Source organism: Streptomyces luteolifulvus, from assembly GCF_008806595.1.
GTDB lineage: Bacteria > Actinomycetota > Actinomycetes > Streptomycetales > Streptomycetaceae > Streptomyces > Streptomyces luteolifulvus.
Genome location: NZ_VZRB01000021.1, coordinates 22144 through 40378, shown reverse-complemented (window position 1 = coordinate 40378; position 18235 = coordinate 22144). Strand labels below are relative to the sequence as shown.

Here is an 18235-nt window from a genome sequence, read left to right as displayed (position 1 = left end):
GAATCGTGTCACAGCTTCCCGCCCCGCCCGCCGTCGCGCCGGGCGGGCGCGATCAGCGTCGACAGATAGGGCAGCGGACCGCCGTCGAGCTCGGCGGCCGGCTGGATGGACTCCTCCGTGAGGCCGAGCGCCGAACCCCACACGGCGTCGTCGATCCGCCCCGTCTCCCGCAGCGCCTCGGCGACCTCCTGGGCCTGCCGCCCGAACTTGTAGGCGACCACGGTCCCGGGCCCGGCCAGCGCGTCCTTGAGCACCGCGGCCCCCGCCGTCACCGGCACGAGCGTGAGCGGCTCGGTCCCTTCCGTCAGCACGGCGCCCGACCTCGCCGCGAGATCCTGCATGGCGGTGATCCCGGGTACCGTCTCGACGACCGTGCCCGGCACCAGTTCGGTGATGGTCTGCGCGAGATAGGTGAACGTCGAGTACACGTTGGGGTCGCCGATGGTCGCGAAGGCGACGCAGCCGTGCTCCGTGAGCAACCCCGCGACCCGCTCACCGGCCGCGTCCCAGGCGGCCTCCCGCCGCGCCCGGTCGCTGCGCTCGTTGAGCGCGAACACGACCCGTACGACCTTCTCCTCGGGCACATAGTGCAGCACCGTCGCCTCGGCCCGCCCGCGCTCACCGGTCTCCATCACGGGTACGACGACCACATCGGCCGCGCGCAGCGCCCCGACGCCCTTGACGGTGACCAGCTCGGGGTCACCGGGCCCGACCCCGACTCCGATCAGCCTGCTGCTCATGACGTCCGGCACCTCTCCACGAACCGACGGGCGACACCGGGCTCGGACGCCCAGTGCGTGTGCAGATAACTCGCGTGCACACCTTGTTGTACAAAACCTTCGACCCGCCGCAGAGGGGCGCGCACACCCCAGGCGGGAGCCGCCCCCGAGCCGGGCTCCACGACCGTCCGGTGGAACTCGTGCCCCCGCATCCGCGTCCCGGCAGGCGCCAGCACACTGTCGCTCACGGCGACGGCGTCCCGGTAGCCGAGGGTCAGCCGCTCCGACATCCGGGCGGTGGCATCGAGCACCCCGCACATCGGTTGCCCGTCCAGCTCCCGGCACAGATACAGCAGCCCGGCACACTCGGCGGCGATGGGCGCACCGCTCTCCGCGAGGGCGGCGACGGCTTTGCGCAGGGGTTCGTTGGCGGACAGCTCGGAGGCGTACATCTCGGGAAACCCGCCACCCATGACCAACCCACGGGTGCCGTCGGGCAGTTGCTCATCGCGGAGAGGATCGACGAGGACGACTTCGGCTCCGGCGGCGGCGAGCAGTTCGGTGTGCTCGGCGTAGGAGAAGGTGAAGGCCGCTCCACCGGCAACGGCAACCACCTGCCCGTCCGGCGCTTGAGGACGACGCCGTTCAGGCCGACAGCGGGGGTCCGGGGGCGCAGCCCCGAGGGTCGGGACGGGAAGGGGCGGAGGGGGCGAAGAAGCCAAGGCCTCAGCCGCACCCCAAGCCGCACAGGACAACCCACCCGCGCTCCGCGCCAGCCCCAGCAACGCCTCCAGATCGCACCCGTCGGAGACCTGCGCCGCCATCGCCGCAACGGCGTCCACCGCTTCAGCCCGCCGCTCGGCGACCGGCACCAACCCCAGATGCCGCGACGGTGTACCGATCCGCGCCACCCGCCGCAGAACCCCGAGAACAGGCACCCCCGCCGAATCCAGCGCCTCCCGCAGCAGCGCCTCGTGCCGATCCGACGCCACCTTGTTCAGAATCACGCCCCCGACCCGCACCTCCGGATCCCAGGACGCGAACCCGTGCACCAGCGCCGCCACCGACCGTGACTGCGAGGACGCGTCGACGACCAGCACCACCGGCGCCCGCAGCAGCTTCGCCACATGGGCGGTGGACGCCAGTTCACCCTCCCCCGCGGCCCCGTCGTACATCCCCATGACCCCCTCGACGACGGCGACATCGCAGCCGAGCGCCCCGTGCAGGAACAGCGGAGCGACCAGCTCCGGCCCGCACAGATACGCGTCGAGGTTCCGTCCCGGCCGCCCGGTGGCGAGCGCGTGATACCCGGGGTCGATGTAGTCGGGCCCGACCTTGTGCGGGGACACGGCGAGCCCCCGCGCGGTGAGCGCGGCCATCAGCCCCGTGGCGACGGTGGTCTTGCCGCTGCCCGAGGAGGGCGCGGCGACGACCAGCCGGGGGACGGAGGACGACGACATCACGGACATCACCACTCGATGCCTCTCTGGCCCTTCTGGCCGACGTCCATGGGGTGCTTGACCTTGGACATGTCCGTCACGAGGTCGGCGAAGTCCACGAGTTCCGCGGGCGCGTTCCGCCCGGTGATCACGACATGCTGGGTCCCGGGACGGTCCCGGAGCACCGAGATCACCTCATCGGTGTCGACCCACCCCCAGTGCATCGGGTACGCGAACTCGTCGAGCACGTAGAGCTGGTACGTCTCGGCCGCCAGGTCCCGCTTGACCTGCTCCCAGCCCTCCCGGGCCTTCTCCTCGTTGGTCGCGTTGTCGCCCTGCAGGCCGCGCTGCACCCAGGACCAGCCCTCGCCCATCTTGTGCCAGGCGACGGTCCCGCCCTCCCCGGAGTCCCCGAGCACCCTGAGCGCCCGCTCCTCGCCGACCTTCCACTTGGCCGACTTGACGAACTGGAACACCCCGATCGGCCACCCCTGGTTCCAGGCCCGCAGCGCGAGCCCGAATGCGGCGGTGGACTTGCCCTTCCCGATCCCGGTGTGCACGACCACAAGGGGCCGGTTACGACGCTGACGTGTCGTCAGCCCGTCGTCCGGCACCACACTCGGCTGCCCCTGAGGCATTACGCGGCCCTCCTGTTGCCCTGAACTTCCTTGACCAGCCCGGCGATCGAGTCCGCCCGCAACTCGTCCAGCGTCACCGCCGTACCGCCCAGCGCACCCGCGAGCCGCCCGGCCAGCCCCAGCCGTACGGGCCCCGACTCGCAGTCGACGACCACGGAGGCGACCTGCTCGGCCGCGAACAGCCGCGCCGCCCGCCCGGCCAGCTCGACCGGCTCGGGGCCGCCGGTGGCCCGGCCGTCGGTGACGACCACGACCAGCGCCCGCCGCGCGGGGTCCCGCAGCCGTTCCACGCGCAGCACCTCGTGCGCCCGCAGCAGCCCGGCGGCGAGCGGTGTACGGCCGCCCGTCGGCAGGGACTCCAGCCGTGCCGCCGCCGCGTCGACCGACGAGGTCGGCGGCAGCGCCACCTCGGCCGACGACCCCCGGAAGGTCACCAGCCCCACCTTGTCCCGCCGCTGGTAGGCGTCGAGGAGCAGCGACAGCACGGCGCCCTTCACCGCGCTCATCCGCTGCCGTGCCGCCATCGACCCGGAGGCGTCCACCACGAACAGCACGAGGTTCCCCTCGCGCCCCTCCCGCGTGGCCTGCCGCAGATCGTCCCGGCGCACGACCAGGCCCGGCCCGGTCCGCCCCCGTGCCCGCTGGTGCGGCGCAGCAGCCTGCACGGTCGCCGCCAGATGCAGCTTGGTGAGCGTCCCGCGGGGCCGCCGGGCCCCGGTCGTCCGCCCATGCTCGGTCCGCGCCCGCGAGCGCCGCCCGGCGGCACCCTCGCCGAGGCCCGGCACGCTCAGCACCTTGGTGCGGAAGGGCTCCGAGGCCCGTACCGCGGACTGCTCACCGGACCCGGCGCCGGAAGGCTGCGGCTCCCCGCCCTCTCCGTCCTCGGTGCGTGCGCCCGGGTCACCGCCCTGCGGTGCGTCGGAGTCCGGTGCCGGTGGCTGCCCGCCGCCCCCGCCGCCCCCGCCGGGACCGTCGGGATCCGGGTCGTCGTCCTCCGGCTCCCCGAACTGCTCCAGGGTCTCGTCGAGCTTGTCCTCGTCGAGTCCCGGCGCGTCGAACGGGTTCCGGCGCCGCCGGTGCGGCAGCGCGAGCAGCGCGGCCTGCCGCACGTCCTCGGCGAGCACCTCGGTCCGCCCGGCCCACGCCGCCAGCGCGGTGGCGGTCCGGGCCATCACGATGTCGGCCCGCATGCCGTCCACCTCGAACGCGGCGCAGGTCGCCGCGATCTGCCGCAGCGCCCCGTCGCCCAGCCGCACCGACGGCAGCAGCTCCCGTGCCGCCGCGATCCGCGCCCGTACGGCGGCCTCCTCGTCGGCCCAGCGCGCCGCGAACCCGGCCGGGTCGTCGTCGTGGGCGAGCCGCCGCCGTACGACCTCCACCCGCTGCTCGGGCTCGCGGGAGGCCGCGACCTCGACGGTCAGCCCGAACCGGTCGAGCAACTGCGGCCGCAGCTCGCCCTCTTCGGGGTTCATGGTGCCGACGAGCAGGAAACGGGCGGCATGCCGCACGGAGACGCCCTCGCGTTCGACGTACGAAGCGCCCATCGCGGCGGCGTCCAGGAGCAGGTCGACCAGGTGGTCGTGGAGCAGGTTGACCTCGTCGACGTACAGGATGCCGCGGTGCGCGTCGGCCAGCAGCCCGGGCTCGAAGGCCTTCACGCCCTCCGCGAGCGCCCGCTCGATGTCGAGGGCGCCGACCAGCCGGTCCTCGGAGGCGCCGACGGGCAGTTCGACCATGCGGGCCGGCCGGGACTCGAAGGCCCCCGCCTCGTGCGGCCCGTCCGGGCAGGCCGGGTCGGGGGAGCCGGGGTCGCAGGAGAAGCGGCACCCGGCGACGACGTCCACCTGAGGCATGAGCGCCGAAAGGGCGCGCACCGCCGTGGACTTGGCGGTGCCCTTCTCGCCGCGCACCAGTACACCGCCGACCGCCGGGGACACGGCGTTCAGCAGCAGCGCGAGCCGCAGGTCGTCCTGGCCGACGACGGCCGTGAACGGAAAGGGGGTACTCACTTCTCGTCGCCCTCCAGGTCGCCTTCGAGCTCCAGATAGGTGGCCCGCAGCCGCTCCAGCGTGTCGGCGTCGGGCTCGGCCCACAGCCCGCGGTCGGCCGCCTCCAGCAGCCGCTCCGTGATGCCGCGCAGCGCCCAGGGGTTGGACTTCTTCATGAAGTCCCGGTTCTCCGCGTCGAAGACGTACTCCGCGCTGAGCTTCTCGTACATCCAGTCGTCGACGACCCCGGCCGTGGCGTCGTACCCGAAGAGGTAGTCCACGGTCGCCGCCATCTCGAAGGCGCCCTTGTAGCCGTGCCGGCGCATCGCCGCCATCCAGCGCGGGTTGACCACGCGGGCGCGGAAGACGCGGTGGGTCTCCTCGCCGAGCGTGCGGGTCTTCACCTGGTCGGGTACGGCGGAGTCGCCGACGTACGCCTCCGGGCTCGCGCCCGTCAGATGGCGCACCATGGCGACCATGCCGCCGTGGTACTGGAAGTAGTCGTCGGCGTCCACGAGGTCGTGCTCGCGTGTGTCGACGTTCTTCGCGGCCACGGCGATCCGCCGGAACGCCGTCTCCATGTCCCCGCGCGCCGCCCGCCCGTCGAGCCCGCGCCCGTATGCGTAGCCGCCCCAGACCGCGTACACCTCGGCGAGATCGGCGTCCGAGCGCCAGTTGCGGGCGTCGATCAGCGGCAGCAGACCCGCGCCGTAGGCACCCGGCTTGGAGCCGAAGACACGGGCCGTCGCGCGCCGCCGGTCGCCGTGCTCGGCCGTGTCCTCGTCGGCGTGCGCCTTCACGAAGTTCTGCCCGGCGGGCTCGTCCAGCTCCGCCACCGCGCGCACCGCGTCGTCGATCAGCCCGACGACATGCGGAAACGCGTCCCGGAAGAAGCCGGAGATACGGACCGTCACATCGATGCGGGGACGCCCGAGTTCGGCCAGGGGCACGATCTCGAAGCCGGTCACCCGGCGCGAGGCGTCGTCCCAGACCGGACGGCAGCCCAGCAGCGCCAGGATCTCGGCGATGTCGTCGCCCTGCGTACGCATCGCGGAGGTGCCCCACACCGTGAGGCCGACGGACTTCGGGTACGCGCCGGTGTCCTGCAGATACCGCTGCACCAGCGAGTCGGCGAGCGACTGCCCGACCTCCCAGCTGAGCCGGGACGGGATGGCCTTGGGGTCGACCGAGTAGAAGTTGCGGCCGGTCGGCAGGACGTTGACGAGACCGCGGGTGGGGGAGCCGGACGGACCGGCCGGGACGTAACCGCCGTGGAGAGCCTTGAGGATGTGGCCGATCTCGTCCGTGGTCCTCGCCAGGCGGGGCACGACCTCGGTGCAGGCGAACTCCAGCACGGCGACGGCGTCCGGGAGTTCGGCTCCGAGCGTGCCGCGCACGAGCGCGGGCGCGGCCGTGACGTCCCACGCCCGGGACTCCATGCCCTCCGCGATCCGCCGGCACAGCTGCTCCAGCAGGTCGATCGCGTCGGCGGCCGTACGGGACGGGCCCCCGACCAGGTCCGTCAGCTCCACCGGGACCTTCACCGGAGCGCCCGGCTCGGCCAGCAGCTCCTTCTCCACCAGGCCGAAGTGCTGCGCGAGCGAAGCCCTGAGCCCCGGCAGCGCGTTCGCCTGCCCGCCCCACACCTGCGAGGCACGCAGCACGGCGAGCACCAGGTTGACGCGCGGCTCGCCGACCGGCCCGCCGCCCAGGATGTGCAGCCCGTCCCGGATCTGCACGTCCTTGATTTCGCACAGATAGCCGTCGATGTGCATGACGAACTCGTCGAACTCTTCGTCGTCCGGCTGCTCGGCGACATGCAGGTCGTGGTGCAGCTCGGCCGCCTTGACCAGCGTCCAGATCTGGGCGCGCACGGCCGGCGCCTTGGCCGGGTCCAGGTCGGAGACGAGCGCGTACTCGTCGAGCAGCTGCTCCAGCTTGGCGAGGTCGCCGTAGGTGTCGGCGCGCGCCATCGGCGGCACGAGGTGATCGACGACCGTGGCGTGCCCGCGGCGCTTGGCCTGGGTGCCCTCGCCGGGGTCGTTGACGATGAACGGGTAGATCAGCGGCAGATCACCGAGGACCGCGTCCGGCGCGCACCCGCGCGACAGCCCGAGACCCTTGCCCGGCAGCCACTCCATCGTGCCGTGCTTGCCCATGTGGACGATCGCGTCGGCACCGAAGCCCCCCTCCGATGTCGCAGCCTCCAGCCAGCGGTAGGCCGCCATGTAGTGGTGCGAGGGCGGCATGTCGGGGTCGTGGTAGATCGCGATCGGGTTCTCGCCGAAGCCGCGCGGCGGCTGGATCATCACGACGACGTTCCCGAACTGCAGGGACGCGAGCACGATGTCGTCCCCGTCGACGTAGAGGGAGCCCGGCGGCTCCCCCCAGGCCTCCAGCATGCCGTCCCGCAGCTCGGGGTCGAGCTTGTCGAACCAGGCCCGGTAGTCGGCGAGCGGGACCCGCGCGGGCGCGGCGGCCAGCTGCTCCTCGGTCAGCCACTCGACGTCGTGGCCCCCGGCCGCGATGAGCCGGTGGATCAACTCGTCGCCGTTGTCCGGGTACTCGGTGAGCGAGTACCCGGCGTCCCGCAGCGCGTCCAGCAAGCGCACCGCCGACGCGGGTGTGTCCAGGCCCACCGCGTTGCCGACCCGCGAGTGCTTGGTCGGATACGCGGTGAAGACGAGCGCGATCTTCTTCGCGGCGTTCGCCTTGTGCTTCAGCCGGGCATGGCGCACGGCGATCCCGGCGACCCGGCCGGCCCGCTCGGGGTCGGCCACGTACACCGGGACGTCGTCCGGGCCCTGCTCCTTGAAGGAGAACGGCACGGTGATGAGGCGGCCGTCGAACTCCGGGATGGCGACCTGCATCGCCGCGTCCATGGGGGACAGGGCGGCGTCGGACTCCTCCCACGCGGCGTGCGAGGACGTGAGACACAGCCCCTGGAGGACGGGGATGTCCAGGTCGGCGAGCGCCCCGATGTCCCAGGCCTCCTCGTCGCCGCCGGCCGAGGCCTGCGAGGCGTGTGTGCCGCCGGCCGCGAGCACGGTGGCGACCAGCGCGTCGGTCTTCCCGAGGAGCTCGTACAGCCCGGCGTCGGCACCACGCAGCGAACCGCAGTACACGGGCAGGGCGTTGGCGCCCTTCGCCTCGATCGCGTCGCACAGCGTGTCCACGAAGGCGGTGTTGCCGCTGAGTTCGTGGGCGCGGTAGAAGAGCACGCCGATCGTCGGGCGGTCCTCGGCGTACGGACGGTCGCCGTGGACGCCGTACTCCGGCATCTTCTGCGGCTCGACGAACCCCTCACCGGTCAACAGCACGGTGTCCGACAGGAATCGCGCCAGCTCGGTCAGGTTGGCCGGCCCGCCCTCCACGAGATACCGCAGCGCCTCCGCCACGACGCCCGCGGGCACGGACGACTCGGCCATCAGCTCCGCGTCGGGCACGGTCTCCCCGCCGAGCAGCACGGTGGGAATGCCGGACGCCTTGAGCGCGGCGAGTCCGTCCTCCCAGGCACGCTTTCCGCCGAGCAGTCGTACGACCGCGATGCCGGCGCCGTCGAGAAGCCCCGGAAGCTCCTCGGTGACGTCGACCCGGGTCGGGTTGCCGATCCGGTAGGAGGCGCCGGAGGCACGCGCCGCCAGCAGATCCGTGTCGGCGGTCGACAACAACAACACTGTGCTCATGCGGGCGCTCCCGGTGGAATGAAAGGCAGTCCTTGCGGCGCGCCCGACTCGATGAGCCGCCAGAGCGCGTCCGTGTCCGCGTGCTGTTCGATCAGGTCGCCGAGCCGGTCGAGCTGCTCCTCGCGCAGCGCGGCGAAGGATGTGCCGGGGGCCGGCACGAAACGGCGGCCCGCGGCGGCCGCCACCTCGCGCAGGAAGGCCCGCCGGAAACCGTCCGACTCCAGGGAGCCGTGCCAGTGCGTGCCCCAGGTCTGCCCGGCCCGGCAGCCGTCCAGGAAGGGTTCCCCTCCGGTGACGGAGGCCACCCCGTGATGGATCTCGTATCCCTCGACATGCTCGCCGAGGGCTTCCCCCGTCGGCCGGGTGAGGGTCTTCTCCCGGGCGAACCGCACCCGGACGGGAAGGACTCCGAGTCCCTCCACGTGCCCGCGCCGGCTCTCGACCTCGTCCTCGATGTGCTCACCGAGGATCTGGAAGCCACCGCAGATGCCGAGGACGGGCCGCCCTTCGGCGGCCCTGCGTCCGATGGCGTCCGCAAGTCCCCGCTCCCGCAGCCATTCCAGCGCCCGTACGGTCCCGCGGGTGCCCGGAACCACCACGAGGTCGGCGTCGGCCAGTTCCTCGGGCCGGTCCACGAACCGCACCACGACACCCGGTTCGGCGGCGAGGGCGTCCACGTCGGTGAAGTTGGACATCAGCGGGATCGCGCACACCGCGACGCGCAGGACGTCCTCGCCGACGGGTGGGGCCACGTGCGACTCCCGCACGGTGCCGCGCAGGGACACGCGCAGTCCGTCCTCCTCGTCGATCCCGAGCCCGTGCCGGAACGGCAGCACCCCGTACGTCCGCCGCCCCGTGAGCCCGTGCAGCATGTCCAGCCCCGGCTCCAGCAGCGAGACGTCCCCCCGGAACTTGTTGACGAGGAACCCGGCGACCAGCTCCTGGTCCTCGGGCGAGAGCAGGGCCACGGTCCCGAAGAAGGAGGCGAAGACGCCGCCGCGGTCGATGTCACCGACGACGAGTACGGGCAGCCGCGCATGGCGTGCGATGCCCATGTTCACGATGTCGGTCCGCCGCAGATTGATCTCCGCGGGACTGCCGGCCCCCTCACAGATCACCGCGTCATACGTGCCCCGCAACTCGGCGAGACAGTCCAGCACGGTCCCGAGGAGCTTCTGCTGCCGCCCGCCGTGATACCCGCGCGCACTCAGTTCGCCCACGGGCCTGCCGAGGAGCACCACCTGACTGCTCTGCTCGCCACCGGGCTTGAGCAGCACGGGATTCATCAGCGCGGCCGGCTCGACCCGGCAGGCCTGCGCCTGCATGGCCTGCGCGCGCCCGATCTCGGCACCTTCGCGTGTGACGAACGAATTGAGGGACATGTTCTGCGCCTTGAAGGGCGCGACCTTGACCCCCTGCCGAACCAGCCAACGACAGATCCCGGCGGTGACAACACTCTTACCGGCATCGGAGGTGGTCCCGGCGACGAGAAGACCCCCGCCGGTCATGACAGACCTCCCCACCGCTGTGCCGGGCGCCCTGCGACCCGCCCCCGCAGCAGCGCGCCGGCCGCACTCACCCCCAACGCCAGCCACCCCACCCGACGCGACAACCGCACAGCCCTCTCGATGTCCCCCACCCGCACAGCACGCCCTTCCCCGTTCAGCACGGGCCGATGCTCAATGCGCCCCCCGTACGACAACGTGCCCCCGAGCCGCACCCCGAGCGCCCCCGCGAACGACGTCTCGACAGGCCCGGCATTGGGACTCGGATGCTTCCCCGCATCCGTCCGCCAGGCCCGCACCGCCCCCCGAGGATCGGACCCCGCCACAACAGCCAGGACGGCAGTCACCCGCGCCCCCGGCCACCCGGCCACATCGTCGAGCCGCGCGGAAGCCCACCCGTACCGCCGGTACTTGGGCGACCTGTGCCCCACCATCGCGTCCAGCGTGTTGACCGCACGGAACCCGACGAGACCGGGCACACCCCCCACCGCACCCCACACCAGCGCCCCCACGACCGCGTCCGAGGTGTTCTCGGCGACGGACTCGACGACGGCCCGGGCGATCCCGTCGGCGTCGAGCGCCTGCGGATCACGCCCGCACAGATGCGGCAGCCGGGCCCGGGCGCCCGCGACGTCCCCCGCTTCGAGGGCACGGCCGACCGCCCGCGCCTCGCGCCCCAGCGTGGTCCCGCCCACCACGGCCCAGGTGGCGGCGGCGGTGAGCGCGACGGAGGCGGCACGGGAGCGCCGTACGGCCGAGGCGGCGACGGCGGCGAGGGAGACGGCACCGCCCACGCACACGGCGGTGTGCAGCGCGCCGTATCCACGGTGGTCACGCCACAGCACGCGTTCCACGGCACCGGCGGCGCGTCCGAACGCGGCGACCGGATGCCCGCGGCGCGGATCGCCGAGGATCAGATCACCGAGTAGGCCGGCGGCGGCGCCGTACGCGAAGACGCGATCGGCACGCATCGGCTCAGCCGGCCGTGGGGTCGGGCAGGGCCCACGTACTCAGGATCGAACGGCAGCCGTGCATGGCGATATGTCCTCACTCAGGGTGTCCACGCCCTGGTTCGACGAGACCGGCGGTGAGAGTTCCTGGCTCCCGGGGCTTACTACCGCGGTGACAGTGGCGGGACCGCGCCGGATTCTCACCGGCTTCCTCTCTTGCCGCCGTACATGGCCCCGGCAGTCCACCATGGGCCCGGAACGGCCGTCAACTTGCTGCTGACCTGCGAAGGGAGAGTGTGCTGAGACCCACACACGAGGGGTCACAGGCACCACAGAAGCAAGGGGTGCGGGACGGCGATCCGTCCCGCACCCCAGGTGAAGTCGCTGCCGCCGGTCAGGCGACGATCAGTGAGATCCCGTACGCCACCGCGGCGGCACACCCCGCGAAGCAAAGATAGGCGCCCGTCACCGCGAGCGCGGCGGAACCGCCCTGTTCGGCCGCCCGCTCGCGGCGGGAGAGGCCGGCGATGCCGAGGGTGAACAGGCCCACGAGGGCGACGGTGACCACGAGGCTGACCCCGAAGACGGAGCCGAGAGCTGCCCAGTCGATCTTCATGCTGCTGATTCCTTAGTAACCGGGGGCGGGGCTCAGACGGAGGTGGCCGTCGACGGGGCGGATTCGCCCGCCGGGGCCGGGATGGTGGCCGACAGGTCCTCGGCGGCGTGGGTCGGGGGCACCGCCACCGCGGCGATTGCCGTGGTCACCACGCCGGCCGGCTCCTCGTGGTGGTTGACGTTGGTGTGGTCGACGACCTCGCGGCGGGAGATCTTCCAGATGGCGGCGCTGGAGCCGACCAGGAAGACCGCGACGAGTGCCGTGCCCCAGGCGCCGAGGCCGGTCACGTACTCGGCGACAGCGCCGACCAGGGCGGCGGCCGGGAGCGTGAGGCCCCAGGCGACGAACATCCGGGTCGCGGTCGACCAGCGGACCACACCGCCCTTGCGGCCGAGGCCCGCGCCCATCACCGAACCGGAGACGGAGTGCGTGGTGGAGAGGGAGAAGCCGAGGTGCGAGGAGGCCAGGATGACCGTGGCCGCGCTGGTCTGGGCGGCGAAGCCCTGCTGCGGCTGAAGGTCTGTCAGACCCTTGCCCATGGTGCGGATGATGCGCCAGCCACCGAGGTAGGTGCCGAGCGCGATGGCGAGGCCCGCGGTGAGGATGACCCAGACGGGCGGGTCGGAGTCGGGGGCGACGGCGCCGCCGGCGACCAGGGCGAGGGTGATGATGCCCATCGTCTTCTGCGCGTCGTTGGTGCCGTGGGCCAGGGAGACCAGTCCGGCGGAGGCGATCTGGCCGGCGCGGTATCCCTTCTCGGAGGCCTTGCCGTCGGCCTTCCTGCCCAGCCTGTACGACAGCCGCGTGGCCAGCATCGCGGCGATGCCGGCGACCAGCGGGGCCGCGATCGCGGGGATCAGGACCTTGGTGACGAGCACGTCGCCGTGGACCGCGCCGAGGCCGGCCGAGGCGATGGTGGCGCCGATCAGACCGCCCATCAGGGCGTGCGACGAGCTGGAGGGGAGTCCTACGAGCCAGGTCAGCAGGTTCCAGAGGATCGCGCCCACCAGGGCGGCGAATATGACTTCGGGACGTATGCCGGTCTCGTCGACGAGACCCTTGGAGATCGTGTTGGCGACCTCCACGGAGAGGAAGGCGCCGACAAGGTTGAGCGCGGCGGACATGGCCACCGCGACCTTGGGCTTGAGTGCACCGGTCGAGATGGTCGTGGCCATCGCGTTGGCGGTGTCATGAAAACCGTTCGTGAAATCGAACGCGAGTGCGGTTACTACCACGATCGCGAGGATCAGCGAGAAGTTTTCCATTTACCCAGGCAATCGTTCGAGGTCATTGGCTGGTTGACCGTAGGCAACCTGGGTGAACGGAAGGTGAACTGGGGCGGGCTGCACGGTGTCTGGAAAGGGTGGTTGCTGTTCTGCCGAACCGCGCGGCCCGGACGCCGCACGGCTAGGAGCCCCGGGCGAACCTCCGCAGCTGTTCTGCGGACCCGTTGAAGAGATTTTGATCACCCGGCAGGCTGCCGCTGTTGTCGTACTGCCACATTGTCCAGAACGACCATCCGGCGGGCAGAGACCCGGCGTCTGCCGCGTTGTGACGGGCGATCCACAGCGCGTGGTCGGAGCCGAAGGCGCGGCTGCTGCCGGTGCACATGTTCCACCAGTGGGCGGTCGTGTAGATCACCGGACGGCGGCCGGTGAGTCGATTCACCTCGTCGCTGAACGACCTGATCCAGGCGGCCATCCTCGCCCTGGTCAAGCCATAGCACCGGCGCTTTCTGTCGTACGGGTTGTATTCGATGTCGAGCGCCGGCGGCAGCGTCCAGCCGTCCCCGCTCCAGGCGCCGCCGTTGCGCACGAAGAAGGCCGCCTGCGCCGAGCCCGACGACTTGTCCGGCAGTGCGAAGTGATACGCGCCGCGGATGATGCCCGCCTCACGAGCGCCGTCGTACTGCCGGCCGAAGTACGGGTTGCGGTAGCCGGTGGACTCGGTCGCCTTGACATAGACGAACCGGGCGCCCTTGGCCTTCGCGTGCTGCCAGTCCACGTTCTTCTGGTGCGAGGAGACGTCGTGCCCCTTGGGCGTGCCCGCAGCCGAGGCCGGTAACTCGGCGAGGGCGCTTCCCCCTACGGTGAGCGCCGCCACGGACAGCGCGATCACGCGGGCGCGACGACGGGACGGTTTGCGATCACGGGCCATGGATCCCCCCGGAATGGCTGCATGCACGAAGAAACTCACAGAGAGTACTGGAAGATCATTGAAAGATTGCTGATCTCCAGCCAAGCACTACAAGGGAGGGATGTATGCCGATATGTGCCCTTCCGGACGGTTGGCTTCCGCCCTAAAGTGCCCCCGCCCGGCGGCAGGTTGACGCCCCGCCTGAAAGGATCGCCGCATGGCTGAGCAACAACGGAGGCAGGCGCGACCCGAGGAGACGCACGCCTGGGAGGCCCTTGTCGCGACCGCCCGTCGCACGGTGTCCGACGGACTGGTCGTCGGCACCTCCGGCAATGTCTCGGTGCGCGTCGGGGATGCCGTGCTGGTCACTCCGTCGGGCGTCCCGTACGACCGGCTCACCCCGGACGACATCACCGGTGTCGCCCTCGACGGCCGCCAGGTGCTCGGCACCCTCGTCCCGACGAGCGAACTGCCCATGCACCTCGCCGTCCACACCACCACCGACGCCCGCGCCGTCGTCCACACCCACGCCGTGCACGCCACGGCCGTCTCGACGCTCGTGCCGGAGCTCCCGGCGATCCACTACATGGCCGGCGCCCTCGGCGGCCCCGTCCGGGTTGCCCCCTATGCGACGTACGGCACCGAGGAGTTGGCCGAGAACATGCTCCACGCCCTCGCCGACCGCTCCGGCTGTCTGCTGCGCAACCACGGCACGATCACCTACGGCGCCACCCTGGACCAGGCCTACGACCGCACGGCCCAGCTGGAGTGGATGTGCCGGCTGTGGCTCATGGCCTCCTCCGTACCGGGCCTCACCCCGGCGCTGCTGTCGCCGGAACAGCTGGCGGAGGCGGGGGAGCGGCTACGGGGGTACGGGCAGCTGGGCTGAGAGCCTGTGCACCTCCCCGGCCGGGCGCGCGCCGCCTGGCACGCCATTCCCCACGCTCGGGTGCGCTCGCGCGGGACGCTCATGCCGCGTTGCGGGGACCCATGACGACGGCGCTGATCCGGCCGGGGGTGTGACACCGGCTCTGAGGCGGGCTCCGCCCCGGGCGTCACGCCGGATTCCGGCGGACGTCACACCGAATCCGCACGGGACGTCACGGCGAGTTCCGTGCAGGACATCACCCCGTGCCGTCCTCCCGCTGGCCGCGCGCGGGGTCGGCCAGGACACTGGACTCGTGCGCACAGTCAAAGCGACGGCCGCGGCCGTCACCGTGGCTCTCGCGGCCGGTGCGGCAAGCGTCGCCGCCGGCCGGTTCGCCAGCGACGCCGCGCTCAAGGCGCCGCCGGGCCGGCCCCTGCCCACCGAACCCCGCCTCACCGTGCACGGCACCGCCGCCGGGCAGATCACCCTGACCCGGTCCCTGGCCTCGCTGCGCCCCGGCACCTACGGCCTCTCCGGCAACGGCATGCACGCGGTGGTCGGGCCCGTCCAGGAGGCCGTTCCGCACCGCGCCGACACCGTCGTACGCCGTCTGGAACGCGTCACCCACGGCGTCCTGGAACCCGGTGACAAGGCGTGGCTCACCCCGAACGTGCACATCGGCAACCCGAGCGCCGCCCTCGGCCTCGACCACGCCGACGTCGACATCCCCGGCGAACTCGGCCCGCTGCCCGCGTGGTTCGTCCCCGGGGTGCGGGACACCTGGGTGATCACGGTGCACGGCCTCGGCACCACCCGCGAACACCCCATGAACATCATGGGGTTCCTGCACCGCCAGCGCTTCCCGGTGCTGGACCTCGCCTACCGCGGCGACCTCGGCGCACCCCGCTCGCCGGACGGCCTGAACCACCTCGGCGAGACCGAATGGCGCGACCTGGACGCCGCGATCCGCTACGCCGTGCGCTACGGCGCCGAACAGGTCGTCCTGCACGGCTGGTCGACCGGCGCCACGATGGCCCTGCGCGCCGCCGCGCGCTCGGGGCTGCGCGAGCGCATCTCGGGACTCGTCCTGGACTCACCGGTGCTCAGCTGGGAGGCGACGCTGCGCGCGCTCGCCGCGGCCCGCCGTACACCGGGAGCCCTGCTGCCGCTGGCCGTGCGCGCCGCGCAGGGCCGCACCGGAATGCACGCCCACCGCAGGGGCCCCGCCCCCGACCGGCTCGACGCGCCGACCCTGATCGTCCACGGCCCGGACGACACGGTGGCCCCCTGGGAGTTCTCGCGCCGTCTCGCCGCCGCCCGCCCCAACCTCATCGCCCTCCACACGGTCCGTCAGGCTCCCCACGGAGCCATGTGGAACGCCGACCCCAGCGGCTACGAGGAGGCACTGCGCCGCTTCCTCACCCCGCTGATGTGACCGTCCGTTTCCCGCGCGGGCCAGAGGCCCCGCATGCTGCCGGCCCCGGCCGCGAGCATTCCGTTTAAGTCCGTACGACTGGCCTGTTCTCGGCCCCGGGGCCCCCGCGAGGGCCCGGCATTGGCCATCCCTGTCGCCCGCCGTGACATTCCGTTTGGGTTTTCGGACCGTCAACCGGAAGACTGCACCCGTGACGTCCCGTATCCCGCGCGACTCCAGGCTTCGACTCGTCCGCCCGCGACCCCTGGCCGCCGCCCCCAGAGCGATGAACCAGCGGCGCTCGCGCCGCCCCGCACCACGCCCGCCGGAGGGCACGCCCGCCCCCGCGGAGCTGGCCGGAATGGCGCGCTCCGGCCTGGCCCCGGCGGCCCGCGTCGCCCACTGGGCCGACGCGGCCCTCCGCCCCGGCCGGGAGGGCCCGAACCCCGACGGCAAGGGCACCCTCTCCCGTGCGACCGCCGAACGGGCCGCCGCCGACCTGGGCCTGACTCCGGCTCAGGTGCGTGCCGACTGGGACACGGCGCGCCTCGCCGGTCTCGTCGAGGTGCACGGCGACAGCGCCCGCCCGGGGTGGCGGCTGCGCGCCTGGAACCGTGACGACAGCGCCGTCCTGCGTGGCTGGGTCGCACTCTTCGACGCCTGGTCGCTCGCCTGCCCGGAACCCGCAGACCACGAGCCGGCCGCCGTCGCCGAGGTCGTCTCGGCCATGCCTCAGGTGCTCTCCTTCCTCCAGCTGTCCGCGGGACCCGTCCCCGTGGAGCAGCTACTGGACCTCCTGGAACAGCGGGTCACCGAACTGCGCACCGAGCGCTGCGAGATCCCCTACGGCCCCCAGCCCGAACCCGGCCAGGACCTGCCGGATCCCGCCGACGCCCCGCTCGCGCCGCTCCTGGACTGGGCCCTGCGTGCCCTCGCCTCCGTCGGCGCCCTCACCTACGGTGACGCACAGGCCACGCTCACCCCGCTCGGCAGCTGGGCGGTCTGGGTCAAGCTGGAGCAGATCTGCGTGGCCGCGCAAAGCCCCGCCGGGAACATCGAGCAGGGGGCCGAGGACATGCTCCGCGGCTGTGCCCAGCTGCGCCCCAACGCCGCCCGCGCCGAATACCGCGCCTGGCTCGCCGCCCGCACCGTCTCCAGCGCTGTCACCGAACTGCTCGACGCCGCCCGTGGCGAGGACGCACTGCTGCGCGGCCTCGCCTTCGAGGCGCTGCGTGTCGTCGGCGCCCCGGCCGAGCCCGATGTCCGCGCGGTGGCCGAGGAATCCACGCTGCGGCCCTACGCCCTGCTGTGGCTGGCCGAGCACGACGGCGCCGACCCCGAGGAGGCCCACTTGGTCCTCACCCGGGAAGAGGCCACATGGCTGTGGGTCGACACCGCCGCCGCCGTCAGCGACCACGGCGACGCCCCGCTGCTCGTACGGCACCTGGAGTCGGCGGTGCAGCCGACCGTCCCCGCGCTGCTCGACGAGGTGCGGGCCGTCGGACACCCGCGCACCGTGCAGGTGTTGGTGGCGCTGGCCGCGGCGCACCCCGACCCGGCACTGGCCAAGGCGGTACGGCGGGCGGCCTTCCAGGTGCACACCGGGGGATGAGCCAAGACCCCGGCGTCAGGCCCCTATCTCGGGGGCGTAGGTGCCGAAACTCCAGATGTTGCCCTCGGCGTCCCGGGCCATGTAGTCACGGGAGCCGTAGTCCTGGTCCGTCGGGGGCATGAGGATCTCGGCGCCGTGCTCCACGGCGCGACGGTGGTGGGAGTCGACGTCGTCCACGACGACGTACACCCCGCCGGGGCCGGCGTCCTTCATCGCCGTGTCGAAGACGCCTCCGTGGCCCTTGGAACCGAGCATCACCGCGCCGTTGCCCTGCACCAGTTCGGCGTGCATCACCGAGCCGTCCTCGCTCTCGTACACCGAGAGTTCCGTGAACCCGAACGCCTCCGTCAGCTGCTGGATCGCCGCCTTCGCGTCCGCGTACAGCAGCGTCGGGTAGATACTCGGATGCCCGCCGCCCGTGCCTGCCATGCCCATCACTCCCTGTCGTGTCAACGCGCCATGACCACCACCGGAAATCCGGAAAATTCCGGCTGCTGGCCAGTCTTGCACCGCCCACTGACAACGCCGCGACGGAAAGCGTCGGGCACCCTGCCGGCACGGCGTCGCGCCGCACGGGCCGGGGCGAGCCGAGGCCCACTTGCGTCCTCCCCATCGACCCCACCCCACCCCACCTCACGCGCACCGCTCCGCCCCCGCCGCCCCG

Annotated in this window: 14 protein-coding genes and 1 riboswitch; of the genes, 3 read left to right on the top strand and 11 right to left on the bottom strand. The window is 72.4% G+C overall.

The window, feature by feature from the left end:
* Nucleotides 1-8 precede the first annotated feature (8 nt).
* The 10 genes from cobI to F7R91_RS26675 form a co-directional block, all read right to left on the bottom strand.
* Nucleotides 9-740, bottom strand: a complete 732-nt coding sequence (gene cobI / locus F7R91_RS26720; protein WP_150952072.1) for a precorrin-2 C(20)-methyltransferase — start codon at nucleotides 738-740, stop codon at nucleotides 9-11.
* Nucleotides 737-2188, bottom strand: a complete 1452-nt coding sequence (locus F7R91_RS26715) for a cobyrinate a,c-diamide synthase (RefSeq protein ID WP_150952069.1) — start codon at nucleotides 2186-2188, stop codon at nucleotides 737-739. The genes cobI and F7R91_RS26715 overlap by 4 nt, the downstream gene beginning before the upstream one ends.
* Nucleotides 2188-2796 carry a cob(I)yrinic acid a,c-diamide adenosyltransferase gene (gene cobO / locus F7R91_RS26710; protein WP_150952066.1) on the bottom strand — a complete coding sequence of 203 codons (609 nt, stop codon included), beginning with the start codon at nucleotides 2794-2796 and terminating at the stop codon, nucleotides 2188-2190. The genes F7R91_RS26715 and cobO overlap by 1 nt, the downstream gene beginning before the upstream one ends.
* Nucleotides 2796-4805: a putative cobaltochelatase gene (locus tag F7R91_RS26705; RefSeq protein ID WP_150952063.1), complete on the bottom strand. Its 2010-nt coding sequence runs from the start codon at nucleotides 4803-4805 to the stop codon at nucleotides 2796-2798. The genes cobO and F7R91_RS26705 overlap by 1 nt, the downstream gene beginning before the upstream one ends.
* On the bottom strand, nucleotides 4802-8470 hold the full coding sequence (gene cobN / locus F7R91_RS26700) for a cobaltochelatase subunit CobN (protein WP_150952060.1): 3669 nt from the start codon (nucleotides 8468-8470) through the stop codon (nucleotides 4802-4804). The genes F7R91_RS26705 and cobN overlap by 4 nt, the downstream gene beginning before the upstream one ends.
* On the bottom strand, nucleotides 8467-9978 hold the full coding sequence (locus tag F7R91_RS26695; RefSeq protein WP_150952057.1) for a cobyric acid synthase: 1512 nt from the start codon (nucleotides 9976-9978) through the stop codon (nucleotides 8467-8469). The genes cobN and F7R91_RS26695 overlap by 4 nt, the downstream gene beginning before the upstream one ends.
* Nucleotides 9975-10946 carry a cobalamin biosynthesis protein gene (locus F7R91_RS26690; protein WP_150952054.1) on the bottom strand — a complete coding sequence of 324 codons (972 nt, stop codon included), beginning with the start codon at nucleotides 10944-10946 and terminating at the stop codon, nucleotides 9975-9977. Before F7R91_RS26690 ends, F7R91_RS26695 begins: the two co-directional genes overlap by 4 nt.
* Before the next feature lie 101 nt (nucleotides 10947-11047).
* Nucleotides 11048-11187, bottom strand: a riboswitch (cobalamin riboswitch).
* Between the two features lie 132 nt (nucleotides 11188-11319).
* Nucleotides 11320-11541 carry a hypothetical protein gene (locus F7R91_RS26685; RefSeq protein WP_150952051.1) on the bottom strand — a complete coding sequence of 74 codons (222 nt, stop codon included), beginning with the start codon at nucleotides 11539-11541 and terminating at the stop codon, nucleotides 11320-11322.
* Nucleotides 11542-11573: 32 nt separating this feature from the next.
* A complete protein-coding gene (locus F7R91_RS26680) occupies nucleotides 11574-12806 on the bottom strand; it encodes an inorganic phosphate transporter (RefSeq protein ID WP_150952048.1) in 1233 nt (410 codons plus the stop codon).
* A 142-nt stretch (nucleotides 12807-12948) separates the two neighbouring features.
* The gene (locus tag F7R91_RS26675) at nucleotides 12949-13698 is read right to left on the bottom strand and encodes a lysozyme (protein ID WP_150952045.1); all 750 of its coding nucleotides are present in this window, start codon (nucleotides 13696-13698) and stop codon (nucleotides 12949-12951) included.
* 196 nt (nucleotides 13699-13894) lie between these two features.
* Between F7R91_RS26675 and F7R91_RS26670 the strand changes: the two genes are divergently transcribed.
* The 3 genes from F7R91_RS26670 (at nucleotide 13895) to F7R91_RS26660 (ending at nucleotide 17571) form a co-directional block, all read left to right on the top strand.
* Complete coding sequence (locus F7R91_RS26670; RefSeq protein WP_150952042.1) at nucleotides 13895-14566, top strand: class II aldolase/adducin family protein; 672 nt, start codon at nucleotides 13895-13897, stop codon at nucleotides 14564-14566.
* A gap of 292 nt (nucleotides 14567-14858) precedes the next feature.
* A complete protein-coding gene (locus F7R91_RS26665; protein WP_150952039.1) occupies nucleotides 14859-15980 on the top strand; it encodes an alpha/beta hydrolase family protein in 1122 nt (373 codons plus the stop codon).
* A 190-nt stretch (nucleotides 15981-16170) separates the two neighbouring features.
* A complete protein-coding gene (locus F7R91_RS26660; RefSeq protein ID WP_191971652.1) occupies nucleotides 16171-17571 on the top strand; it encodes a hypothetical protein in 1401 nt (466 codons plus the stop codon).
* 15 nt (nucleotides 17572-17586) lie between these two features.
* Here the strand turns inward: F7R91_RS26660 and F7R91_RS26655 are convergent, their stop codons facing one another.
* On the bottom strand, nucleotides 17587-18000 hold the full coding sequence (locus tag F7R91_RS26655; protein ID WP_150952036.1) for a VOC family protein: 414 nt from the start codon (nucleotides 17998-18000) through the stop codon (nucleotides 17587-17589).
* Between the last annotated feature and the right edge of the window lie 235 nt (nucleotides 18001-18235).

What these genes read in the sequence shown, in the direction of transcription:
- F7R91_RS26680 (WP_150952048.1), bottom strand. Translation starts at nt 12,806, where the DNA reads ATGGAAAACTTCTCGCTGATCCTCGCGATCGTGGTAGTAACCGCACTC.
- cobO (WP_150952066.1), bottom strand. Translation starts at nt 2,796, where the DNA reads ATGCCTCAGGGGCAGCCGAGTGTGGTGCCGGACGACGGGCTGACGACA.
- cobI (WP_150952072.1), bottom strand. Translation starts at nt 740, where the DNA reads ATGAGCAGCAGGCTGATCGGAGTCGGGGTCGGGCCCGGTGACCCCGAG.
- cobN (WP_150952060.1), bottom strand. Translation starts at nt 8,470, where the DNA reads ATGAGCACAGTGTTGTTGTTGTCGACCGCCGACACGGATCTGCTGGCG.
- F7R91_RS26685 (WP_150952051.1), bottom strand. Translation starts at nt 11,541, where the DNA reads ATGAAGATCGACTGGGCAGCTCTCGGCTCCGTCTTCGGGGTCAGCCTC.
- F7R91_RS26695 (WP_150952057.1), bottom strand. Translation starts at nt 9,978, where the DNA reads ATGACCGGCGGGGGTCTTCTCGTCGCCGGGACCACCTCCGATGCCGGT.
- F7R91_RS26670 (WP_150952042.1), top strand. Translation starts at nt 13,895, where the DNA reads ATGGCTGAGCAACAACGGAGGCAGGCGCGACCCGAGGAGACGCACGCC.
- F7R91_RS26675 (WP_150952045.1), bottom strand. Translation starts at nt 13,698, where the DNA reads ATGGCCCGTGATCGCAAACCGTCCCGTCGTCGCGCCCGCGTGATCGCG.
- F7R91_RS26690 (WP_150952054.1), bottom strand. Translation starts at nt 10,946, where the DNA reads ATGCGTGCCGATCGCGTCTTCGCGTACGGCGCCGCCGCCGGCCTACTC.
- F7R91_RS26655 (WP_150952036.1), bottom strand. Translation starts at nt 18,000, where the DNA reads ATGGCAGGCACGGGCGGCGGGCATCCGAGTATCTACCCGACGCTGCTG.
- F7R91_RS26715 (WP_150952069.1), bottom strand. Translation starts at nt 2,188, where the DNA reads ATGTCCGTGATGTCGTCGTCCTCCGTCCCCCGGCTGGTCGTCGCCGCG.